Origin of the sequence: Caballeronia sp. dw_19 (assembly GCF_018449515.1) — a bacterium.
In the GTDB taxonomy this organism is placed as follows: domain Bacteria; phylum Pseudomonadota; class Gammaproteobacteria; order Burkholderiales; family Burkholderiaceae; genus Caballeronia.
The window spans coordinates 96,536-108,044 of record NZ_JAAVUQ010000027.1; the positions used below are offsets into that span (position 1 = coordinate 96,536).

7 protein-coding genes are annotated in these 11,509 nt (G+C 59.4%); 6 read left to right on the plus strand and 1 reads right to left on the minus strand.

The window, feature by feature from the left end; genetic code table 11:
- The first annotated feature begins 14 nt into the window (after positions 1–14).
- From HB376_RS28650 to HB376_RS28670, 5 genes are all read left to right on the plus strand, one after another.
- Positions 15–1,175 (plus strand): glycosyltransferase family 4 protein, encoded by a 1,161-nt coding sequence (locus HB376_RS28650; protein WP_213767087.1) that lies wholly within the window; start codon positions 15–17, stop codon positions 1,173–1,175.
- A 3-nt stretch (positions 1,176–1,178) separates the two neighbouring features.
- Positions 1,179–2,708, plus strand: coding sequence for a glucose-6-phosphate isomerase (locus HB376_RS28655; protein WP_255631624.1), 1,530 nt, complete (start codon positions 1,179–1,181; stop codon positions 2,706–2,708).
- Complete coding sequence (locus HB376_RS28660) at positions 2,705–3,994, plus strand: glycosyltransferase family 4 protein (RefSeq protein ID WP_213767088.1); 1,290 nt, start codon at positions 2,705–2,707, stop codon at positions 3,992–3,994. The genes HB376_RS28655 and HB376_RS28660 overlap by 4 nt, the downstream gene beginning before the upstream one ends.
- Positions 3,995–4,046: 52 nt before the next feature.
- Complete coding sequence (locus HB376_RS28665) at positions 4,047–5,207, plus strand: glycosyltransferase family 4 protein (RefSeq protein ID WP_213767089.1); 1,161 nt, start codon at positions 4,047–4,049, stop codon at positions 5,205–5,207.
- Positions 5,208–6,325: 1,118 nt separating this feature from the next.
- Positions 6,326–7,315, plus strand: a complete 990-nt coding sequence (locus tag HB376_RS28670; protein WP_213767090.1) for a LysR family transcriptional regulator — start codon at positions 6,326–6,328, stop codon at positions 7,313–7,315.
- Here HB376_RS28670 and HB376_RS28675 read toward each other — a convergent pair.
- The gene (locus HB376_RS28675; protein WP_213767091.1) at positions 7,305–8,285 is read right to left on the minus strand and encodes a GDP-mannose 4,6-dehydratase; all 981 of its coding nucleotides are present in this window, start codon (positions 8,283–8,285) and stop codon (positions 7,305–7,307) included. The genes HB376_RS28670 and HB376_RS28675 overlap by 11 nt on opposite strands.
- A gap of 933 nt (positions 8,286–9,218) precedes the next feature.
- On the opposite strand from HB376_RS28675, the gene HB376_RS28680 reads away from it, so the two are divergent.
- Positions 9,219–11,384, plus strand: coding sequence for a hypothetical protein (locus HB376_RS28680; RefSeq protein ID WP_346730601.1), 2,166 nt, complete (start codon positions 9,219–9,221; stop codon positions 11,382–11,384).
- The last annotated feature ends 125 nt before the right edge of the window (positions 11,385–11,509 follow it).

Consider the following 11,509-nt stretch of genomic DNA (forward strand, 5'->3'; position numbering starts at 1 on the left):
CGGAGGTTTCCCGTATGCAAGCGACCAAGGTTCACGTGCATTTGTTCTATGGCGCAGACCCGCGGTTTTACCGGGCGGGGGAGAACATCGGTTGCCTGTACGGTTATCACCATGCAGAGTCTCCTGAACTTACGCTGACCTATTCGCGAGATGAACCCGAGAACAAATTCGTGCGGCTTGCGCGGCGTGGACTGAAGGCGGCGCTTGGCTTCGACTTCATTCATACGTGGCGCAATCGCGAGGAAATTCTCAGTGCCGATGTCGTGTGGACGCATACCGAGCACGAGCATTTATCGGCGGCATTGCTGCTGCTTTTGAAAGGCCGTGCTCGTGGCAATCCGATGTTGCTCGCGCAAAGCGTGTGGCTGGTCGACAAGTGGGCGGGCTTCGGTGCGCTCAGGAAGTGGGTGTACAAAAAGCTGCTCGCCCGTGCCGATGTCCTGACCACGCATGCGAGCGAAAACGCGCAAATGGCGCGTGAATATTTCAAGCGCGATGACGTGGAACAGGTCTACTACGGCATCAATCCGATCGACTTTCCGTTGCAGGAGCCGAGCGCCTGGCAACCGCATACGCCGGTGCGAATTGCCGCCATTGGCAACGATCGTGATCGCGACTGGGAGTCGCTTGCTCAGGCGTTCCGGCAGAATCCGGCGCATGAAGTCCGGATCGCGACGCGTCGGCGGGTATCGAAAGCGCTGCATGCAAGCAACGTCAAGATCGCGCCGGCAGTAGGCCTGAAAGCGGCACGTGAACTGTATGACTGGGCCGACGTGATCGTGGTGCCGCTGCGTCCGAACTCACATGTGTCGGGAATTACGGTCGTGCTAGAGGCGGTGGCGCTAGGCAAGCCCGTGATCGTCTCCGATGTCGGGTCCTTGCGCGATTACTTCGGCCCCGAGCACGTGTTTTATGTGCCGGCCCACGATGTTCCCGCGTTGCAGCGCACGCTCGACACAATAGTCGCCAATCCCGAACTCGCGCTGCAACGCGCACAGGCGGCGAGCCGGCACTTCGCCGCACGCGATTACACGACACGTCAGTTCGCGCTTCAGCATGTCCGTCTTACGCAAGAGTTCATGAGGACGCGGTACATGGATATGCTCGCGCGTCCCTCGGAAACCGCGTTGCATGCGGAGCTTGGCAATGTTGCTCCTCAACGCCGCGTGAACTGATCCATGAGCACACAGGCCGCTCCCCGCACGCCGAAGTATCTGGCCGATCTGATCGAGAACGGTGGCAAGCCCCTGCGCGCCGGTTTTCTCGGCCTGTTCCGCGATGACCCCAAACATTGGGTGCCGCAAAGCGGGTTCTGGACGTTCACGCTGCTGCTTATCGTGGCGCATCAGGGAACGGCCCTGACGTATGGATTCCCGGCCATGGCGACGGCCGTCGGCGTATGGCTGTACTTCAAGAGTCCCGCGCGTTACATCGGCTTTGTATGGTGGCAGTGGTTTCTCAGCCCCGAAGTGCGTCGGCTCGCGGACTTCGCGAAGGGCGGTTTTACGCCCACCAGCCTGATCCAGATCGCGCCCGTGGTCGTGACCATGATCTGCGCGCTGACCGTGGTCCGGCATTATCGTGTGCTGGCTGAGCGGCGCGGCTTGCCGTTCCTCCTGATCTTCATGGGCCTGGCCTACGCGTACCTGATTGGCGTGATGTCCAACGGTCCGATGGCGGCCACCTATGACCTTGCGGCGTGGCTATATCCGGTGTTGATCGGCTTTCATATCATGGTCCATGCCCGGGAGTATCCGAAGTACCGCCAGGCGATCCTGGACACGTTCATCTGGGGCATGCTGTTCATGGGCGGCTACGGTCTCGTGCAGTTCTTCCTCATGCCGGGCTGGGACTCCATGTGGATGATCGGTTCGCAAATGGCGTCGCAAGGCGATCCGGTCCGGCTCGGCGTGCGAGTGTTCAGCACCATGAATTCGTCCGGCCCCTTCGCACTCGCCATGATGGCCGCGCTCACCTTTACCATGGCCGGCACGCAAAGCGTGCGCTGGGTCGCGGGCGGTCTCGGCTTCATCTCGTTTGGCCTGTGCATGGTCCGCTCGACATGGGGCGGCTGGGTCATCGCGATGGTGCTGCAACTGCTCAAGGCGAGCAACAAGGTGCGGGTGCGGATCCTTGTGGGCGCGGTGGTGCTGGCGGGACTTTCCGTGCCGCTGCTCACCTTCGGTCCAATTGCCGACAAGATGGCGACGCGCTTGCAGTCCATCACCAATCTCAGCGATGACAACAGCTACGCCGCCCGCAACGAGTTCTACGCGTCGTTCGCGAAAACCGCGTTCACCGACGTCTCCGGCGAAGGTTTCGGCGCCACCGGTTCATCGACGAAACTCTCCACCTCCAATGGCGATCTCGGCAAATACGGCAGCTTTGACAGCGGCGTGATGAACGTGCCGTTCGTGCTCGGCTGGCCGGGTTCGCTGATGTATCTTGCGGGGCTTGGCTTGCTGCTCGCACGCGCGTTCCGTGCTTCGTTTTCGTTGCGCGACGACAAATACGCGCAGGCTTCCTTAAGCGTTGCATTTGCGATTGTCGGCATGCTGGTGTTCACGAACACGTTCACGTCTATTGGCGGGATGATCCTTTACATGGGCCTTTGCTCGGTCCTCGCGGCGCGTCACCATCAGCGGCTCGAGCGTCGCCGGGCGCAAGCGCTCTTTGAACACTCCCTCCCTGAAAAGGCACTCCGATGAGAATCGCCATCGTCACTCATGTCGTGCGTCACAACGATGGGCAAGGCCGCGTGAACTACGAGATCGCGCGCGCTGCATTGGCGGAAGGCCATCAGGTCACGCTGCTGGCATCGCACGTCGCACCGGAGCTTGCTAGTGAAGCGCGCTTGCGATGGGTCGCGATCAAGGTCGGGCGTTTCTGGCCGACCAAACTTTTCAAGCAGCAGGTCTTCGCGTTGAAGACGGCGTTGTGGCTCAGGGCGCACAAGAAGGAATACGACGTCCTGCACGTAAACGGTTTTATATCGTGGGCGAAAGCCGACGTGAATACCGCGCACTTCGTGCATGGCGGCTGGCTGCGCAGTCCGTATTATCCGTTCAAGCTCACGGGTGGCTTGTGGTCCGCGTATCAGGTGTTGTACAGCCGCGTGAATGCGCGGCTTGAACACTGGGCGTATCAGCGCTCGAAGATCATTGCCGCGGTGTCCGAGAAAGTGGCTATCGAGATTCGCGCGAACGGTGTGGCTGGTGAGCGTATCGAGGTGGTTTATAACGGCGTGGATACGAGCGCGTTCAGTGCGGCCCGGGTGAATGGTGCCGACAGAAAATCGTTCGGACTGCAGGACGATGCATGCCTGTTGCTGTTCGTTGGCGACCTGCGCACTCCGCGCAAGAACCTGGACACGGTGTTAAAGGCGCTGGTGCAACTTCCCGCCCATGTTCAGTTGGCGGTGGCGGGTTATATCCCGGGCAGTCCTTACCCCGATGAAGCGAAGGCGCTGGGCATTGCGGATCGCGTGCATTTCCTGGGGCTGGTGAAGAACATGCCCACGCTGATGCATTCCGTCGACGCGTTCGTTTTCCCATCGCGTTACGAAGCGATGAGCCTCTCGCTGCTGGAAGCACTCGCGGCGGGTCTGCCGATCATTACGGCAAAGACGGCGGGCGGGGCCGAGATTATCGGCACGGATTGCGGCATTGTGCTCGACGATCCCGACGACGCCACCGCGCTTGCGGGCGCGATCACCAGGCTTGCTGATGCACCCGAATTGCGTCGTGAAATGGGAGAAGCTGCGCGGCGCCTGGCGGACCAATTTGGGTGGGCGCGTATGGCGCGGCGGTATCTGGATCTGTATCGCGGTTTTGCGAATCAGGCCGGCGCGGCGGCGTCCGGTGAAGTGCAGGCGGAGGGTGGGGCGCCTAAAGCGGCGGCACTGATGAAGAGCGCAACGGCTGGGGCAACGGCTGGCGCGGTCCAGTCCGTGCTGCCGGGTATGTCGAACGAATCACACGTATCGCCGGTATGAGCAATTTGACGGCTGTCGTTATCCATCAACAATTTCGATCAGGGTCGTGGACATGAGCACGCAAGCCATCAAGTCGCTGCAAATTGGAATGCACTGGTTCCCCGAGCGTGCGGGCGGTTTGGACCGGATGTATCACACGTTGGTCGGAGCATTGCCGGGCGCCGGCGTGACGGTACGCGGCGTGGTCGCGGGATCGGCGCGGGTGGCGGCGGACACGGAGGGCGCCATTCGCGGCTTCGGTCCGGCGGCGCAGTCCTTGCCGCGCCGCTTGATGGCTGCGCGCCGTGCGTTGCGGGCGTCGTTGAGCCGTGAGCGGCCGGATGTGGTGTCGTCGCATTTCGCGCTTTATACCTTTCCGGGTCTTGATGTGACGCGCGGCATTCCGCAGGTTTCGCATTTCCAGGGACCGTGGGCGGATGAGAGCCATGTCGAGGGTGCCGATTCCATTGGTCAGCGGACCAAGCGGATGCTTGAGCAGCGGGTGTATGCGCGGTCGTCGCGGTTGATCGTATTGTCGGAGGCGTTTGGGGAGATATTGCAGTCGCGTTATGGCATTCCTGCGGAGCGGATTCGCGTGGTGCCGGGGTGTGTCGATGTCTCGCAGTTCAACCTGCCGCTGAGCCGTTCCGATGCGCGTCGCCGGCTTCAGTTGCCGCAGGACCGGCCGATTGTGCTTGCGGTGCGGCGGCTGGTCAGGCGGATGGGGCTGGAGGATTTGATTGAAGCGATGAAGCGCGTGAAGGCCAGGCAACCGGATGTGTTGCTGTTGATCGCGGGGAAGGGGCGTCTTGCTGAGGAGTTGCAGGCGCGCATTACGGATGCGGGTCTTGACGACAATGTCAGGCTGCTTGGTTTTGTGCCTGACCGGCATTTGGCGGCGCTTTATCGTTCGGCGGATGTGAGTATTGTGCCGACGGTTGCGCTGGAGGGTTTTGGGCTGATTACGGTGGAGTCGCTGGCTTCCGGGACACCGGTGCTGGTGACGCCGGTCGGGGGGCTGCCGGAGGCGGTTGCACCTTTATCGGCGGGTCTTGTTTTGTCGTCGACGGGGGTGGATGCTATTGCCGATGGCTTGATTGGTGCGTTGGATGGGTCGCTGGAATTGCCGACGGAGCAGGAGTGCCGGAGTTATGCTCGCGAGAATTTCGATACGCCGGTGATTGCCAGGCGCGTGGCGGCGGTTTATAGCGAAGCGATCGGTGTAGGGTGTTGATTTTCGTTCGCACTTGGGATGGGGGGGGTTGGTCCGGGTGCTAGGTTCTGGGGTTAGTGGTCGGGGTTGATGCCGGGTTGGTGCTTTCAGCGTTAGCGGTCTGCGAGAGTCGGATTTTCTCTTTATCACTATTAGCCACTGTGCGTGGCGGCACGTCATTTCTTTGTCCAAAGCGACAAAGAAACGAAGCAAAGAAAACGCTTTTAAACCACGCTACCCTAAGTGTCCACAGCGTGCAGTTTTCATTCATAGGTGCCCCAAAAGCACGGTGCTCGCCAGAGCGAAGGATGTTTGAACCCCTCCTTCTCGCGAATCCTGACATGAACACGCTTCGCCCCGTACGCTCTCGGGCAAGCACCCTTGCTAAGGAACCCGCACGGCCTTACAGGTATTTACGGCTGCGGTTTTTTGACAGGTTTGCTACCTGGTCTGTGCGACCGTATTCATAGGCCACAGCTTCACGCGTGTTTGTGTTTACTGCCTCATTTTTTGTGGATTGGCTGCGCGTTCTGTACAGCTATTTTCGTCGGTCACGGCCTTACGCATTCTGCAGCATTGTTTCTTGGCGGGTTGGCTACATGGTTCGAGGTGCGTACAAAATTTGTTGGGGCGGTTGTCCGCGGATAGCGCGGGGTGCTCCTTGGGCAGGTTCAATCACTGGTGGCGAAGCGTGTGGGTATCGGTGTTCGGAGAAGGAGGGGTTCAAACATCCGTGGCTCTGGCGAGCACCGTGCTTTTGGGGCACCCATGAATGAAAACTGCACGCTGTGGACACTTAGGGTAGCGTGGTTGAAAGCGTTTTCTTTGCTTCGTTTCTTTGTCGCTTTGGACAAAGAAATGACGTGCCGCCACGCACAGTGGCTAATAGTGATAAAGAGAAAATCCGACTCTCGCAGACCACTAACGCCGAAAGCACCAACCCGGCATAGACCCCGACCGCTAACCCCAAAACCCAGCATCAACTCCGACCACTAACCCCAAACAGCCCCCCGAACACGCCCCCCAGAACCCACGGCAAGCGGAACGCACCAAAACCGTCGTAGTATGTCTATTTAGGCCCGCGCAGCAGCAAAACCCCAGATACCTGACATCTGCGGGCCAGAATGGAACCGACTGTTATGGACCGTTTTCTAGCAATGAAAGTCTTCGTCCGCGTGGTCGAGAGCGGCAGCTTCTCCAAGGCCGCTGACGCATTGCGCCTGCCTGCCGCAAGCGTTTCCCGCACCGTCCAGGCACTCGAAGCACATCTCGGCGCACGCCTCCTGAACCGCACCACGCGAAGCATCAGCATCACCGAAGACGGCGAGATCTACTACGAACGATGCGTACGCGTACTCGGCGAAGTGGACGACATGGAGTCCGTCCTGTCACGCTCCAAGTTAAGCCCAAAAGGCACCGTGCGCGTCAGCCTGCCCGCACTCATGGCAAAAAGCACCATCATCTCCGCACTCCCCGAATTCTTCGCGGCCTACCCGGATATTCGCGTGGAATTGAGCCTGACCGACAAGCAGGTCGACATCATCGAAGCAGGCGTGGATTGCGTGATTCGCGTAGGCGCTGTCGGCGATATCGGCCTGGTGGCAAAGCAGATCGGCCGCTATTCCCAGGTTACTGCGGCAGCACCGTCGTATATCGAGAAATATGGCGAGCCCAAGACACTCGAGGATCTCGAACACCACATGTGCGTGGATTATCTGGTGAGCAAGACCGGCCGCGTCAGAAGCTGGGAGTTCGTGGTGGACGGCGAAACCAAGACCATTCCGCTCAAGGCAATGCTGGCGGTCAATGACGCGGATTCGTATGTGGAATGCGGCCTCGCCGGCCTCGGACTGATCCAGGCGTCGAGCTATACGCTGTCCTCGTATCTGGAAAGCGGCGCGCTGAGGGAAGTGCTGCGGACGTATCCGTCGTATCCGCGCGTGGTGTCGATCCTGTATGCGGCGAACCGGCATCAGCCACGGCGAGTGAAGGTGTTTATAGAATGGATTGCCGAGATCTATAGACGGCAATCGTCACTGCAGATAGCCGCGGATGATCTGGTCTCCGGTCATACCGCACACGCCGATCACCCTGCTCACCCCGATCACACAAGCCACGTCACGTCTTGACGACTGCGGCACTCTGCACGGCTTCACCCTCGGCTTGCGCGCGCGCATGTTTGAACATCCACTCGAGCGTGTCGTAGATAGGGGTGACTGGCACGCGGCCAATCGCACGCCGCAGCTTGCCGTTCGAACCCACCAGCTTCGCAATCTCATTGCGCCGCATGAAGCGCGGGTCGACGAAAATCTCGATCTTGTATCCGGCGATACGCTCCATCATGCCCAGGATTTCGCCAAGCGAATGACCGGTGCCTGAACACGTATTGAATGCTTCGCCCGCAGGCGCGATTTCCAGCAGCCGTGTATAGACTTCGACGACATCGCGGACATCGGAGAAATCGCGGCTCACAGCCAGATTGCCAAGCGACATACGGGCTTCATGACGCGCGTGATGATTGACGATCTTCGGCAACAGGAAATCTTCGCCCTGGCCAACGCCGGTGTAGTTGAACGGCCGCGTGAAGAAGACGGGCAGGCGGTCGAGCCACAAGCGAGCCATGTTTTCCATCGCGAGCTTGCTGACCGCATAGTCGTTGCCGGGACTCAGCGGCACGTTTTCGTCGATGACTTCCACGTTCGCATTGCCATACACATTCGATGTACTCGCCATCAACACTGCACGCGGCTTCTTGTCGAGCTGCGACAACGCGTCGAGCAGATTGCGCGAGCCCATGATGTTGACAAGATAACTTTGTGTGGGCGCGTTGCCCGTGACGTGTGCGAGACCGGCGAGATGAACGACTACATCGGGCTGGGCATCGCTAACGCACGCACGCACCGCGTCGAGATCAAGCAGGTTGAGCGGAACGCCGGTCGTGCCGGGCACGTCGGGCTCGGACGCAGGCGAAGTCGTGCCCCATACGTCGTAACCTTCGTCCAGCAGACGCGTGGCCATGTGACGTCCGGTAAAGCCCGAAAGACCCGTGATGAGAGCGCGACGGCGTTTGCCGCCGTCAGGATGTTTTATGTCGTTCATTGCGCTTGATATAGGCGGCGGCCGTTTGGCAAAGGGTTGCGGCATGCCGGGAATGATTCTGCATGCCTCGTCCGGTGACGCCAGTTACTTGCCGTTTTACGACGATGCGACCGTCGAACGATGGATTCCATCATGAAACGGCGATTCGCATGAGAACGTACAGTTCCGCTCTGCGCGAAGCGCCACGGCGTTTTCCAGCCATTTTCCGCATCAATTTAATCGTCGATTTTATCACGTAGCCCTTCTTTCAAGGGGACGGAACACCGGGTGTGACCGGCGCCGGACGTGAAGTACCGCCAATTAATTGCCGAATGCCCACACGAGATCTTCGGATATCGGCAATTCCCGTCTCGATCCTGACCGTGGTGTAGCGAAGCGTAATGCGCCTGCTGCGCGCGGCTTTAGTCCGACAGTCGAACATTACGCTTTCCTTATTCTATGAAGAATCGACTGGAAAATATTAAATAGCCTGAGATCACGTGTTAAAAAGTATTTCCGGAAAGTCCGCTCTGAGAGGTCTGAAAGACGTCGTATTTATTACTTTTCGAAACAATTTTTTGAAAGAAATAAGTCAGTGTGAAAGTCAGTCGAGGCTCTGGTGCCACGCTGACAATGGCTCCAGCGTCTTATTGGCGCCTTGTGCGCTGCGAGGGGGCCGTTTAAAAGTCGCTTCTAACGGTAATTGGTCGCATTGTGTGGTTCATTCACCACTGGTGATCCAGCATCGCACTCCATTTATTTCAGATTTTTTTGCAATATTTGAACGGTAGTCTTGGCTAACCCGAGTAACGGCCGTGACGTCTCTACTGCACCATCGGCCGATGGGAGCAGAGCCGGCCGCTCTCAGACGGAGAAAACCTCTTGCATCGTTTTTCGTGTTTATCGTTTTGGGCATCACGTTTTCTGGTTGTGGGCGCGCTCGGTCTGGCTGCAGTGGACTCTGCGTATCCGGCATCGCCCACTGTGTTGCAGGCGCGTACATCCTGGATTGGCAACACCTTTGGTTTCGGCGATGGCACGTGGACGCAGATCAACATCACCGCGATCGCCGTCACGCCTGACGGCCGGGTGTACACCAACGCGCCGTGGGACGAAAGCGGCGCGGAAGTGAGCATCTACAAGGACGGCAAGGTGCTTGGCACGGCCGGTGGCACGCACGGCTGGGGCAACTACGGCGGCAACGCGATCGCGCTTAACCGGCGCTATGCATTTGTCGCGGTCGGGGTGGGCAACGAGCGGGGCAATTTGTCGAAGGCGGGTGTGTGGCCGCCCAAGGGCAAGCAGTGGTTTGGCGTGTCGCGGCGGGACATCCGCGACGTGAAACGCAGTGTGGCGTTCCAGGCGAACCTGGCCGCCGATAAAGACGGGCACGCGCAGCTCGCCGCCGCTTTCCTGATGATCAACGAGGCGCCGGAAGACAAGCGCGGCGCAGCGAAGACGGACGACGTGAAGCAGGACGTAGGCGGGCTGGCTGCATCGGATGCGTTGTTGTACGTGGCGAATACCGCGATGAACCGCATCGAGGTGTACGACGCCGAGTCGATGCAGCAAAAGAGCAAATGGAACGCGACGCAGCCGGGGCGTTTGGCGCTCGCGAAGGACGGCACGCTATGGGCGCTGGTCAATACGCAGGGCGGCCGCGCGCGGCTTGCGCATTACACGCCGGCGGGTGTGGTGATCGACGATGCGCCGGCGCTGGCCGCGGGCACCGACGCCGTCGATTTGACGATAGATGTGCAGGGACGTTTGCTGGTTGCTGACAACGGACCGCGTCAGCAAGTGGTGATCTTCACGCGCGATGGCGGTGCCGGCAAGTATCGCGAGTCCGGTGCGCTGGGTGAGCGTGGCGGCATTTTTTCGGGTGTCGCGGGGCGTCCTGGTCCGCAGCGGTTCAACGGGCTGACCGGCGTGGGCGCGGATGCGGCCGGGAATGTTTATGTATCGACGAACGGCATTGGTGTGCGGCAGGGTTCGACGGGTGCGGGACTCGGTGCGACGCTTGAGAGTTATGCGTCTGATGGCAGGCAGTTGTGGCAAGTGCAGGGATTGTTGTTTGTGGATGGCGCATGGATGGACCCGGCGCGTCCGAACAGTGTCTACACCGGCAATAAGCGTTTTGAGCTGGATTTGTCGAAGCCGGCGGGACAGGAATGGAAGTACGTGGGTTTCTTGTCGGGGCGGTTCAAGTATCCCGAGGACCCGAGCTTTAGCGTCGATGACTGGCCGGGACAGCCGATCGCTCGCAAGGTGGGCGGCCGGACTTTCTTGTACTTGACGGACATGTATTCGGATCATTTGAAGATTTATCGCTTCGATGCAAAGCGTGATGGAGAGCTGGCGATTCCTTCTGGCTATTTTGCAGGACGGGAGCGTGGTGCGGAGAACATTCCGAATCATCCGCCGCATGGTGACTGGATCTGGCGCGACACGAATGGCAATGGCCGGTTTGAGGCGAACGAGTTCGACGTGAACAACGGACTACTACCTAATCCTGGTGGATGGGGGTGGTGGGTTGATACGAAGGGTGATATTTGGCACACGAGTGACACGCGCGGGATCAATCGCTTTCGATACGGTGGAGTGGATCGTGTGGGCAATCCGGTTTATGCGTATGACAACGCGCAGAACTATGCGATGCCGGCGCCGTTCAACGTGGTGAAGCGAGCGGTGTATGAGGCGGATACGGACACGATGTATTTGACTGGGTACACGGCTGACGAGCCGTTTGACCGTGGGTACTGGAAGGAAGTGGGTCGGCGGTTGATTAGATACGACCATTGGTCGAAGGATCCGGTGCAGCGGTATTCGGTTGAGTTGCCTTGGGACACGAAGAGCAAGCCGCTGGCTACGACGATTGGTTTGACGGTTGAGGGCAAGTATCTGTTCACGGTGGAACCGGTTGGGACCGTGCATGTGTATGAGAAGGATACGGGGCGAGAGGTTGGGGTGATCAAGCCGGGGCCGGAAGTGGGTGGTGCGTCAGGGTGGGTGGATGTGCCGAATGGCATTAGCGCGAGCCGGCAGGCGGATGGCGAGTATTTGGTTTTTGTTGAAGAGGATGCGCGGGGGAAGGTGATGATGTACAGGTGGCACGAGTAGCACGAGTAGCGTGTTCGTTCGCACTTTTGGGTTTTGGGTGACTAGGGTTTGGGAGGGTAGTGGGTGGGGTGCTGGGTTCCAGGGTTAGCGGTCGGGGTCAGTGCTGGGTTGGTCGGTTCTGGGGC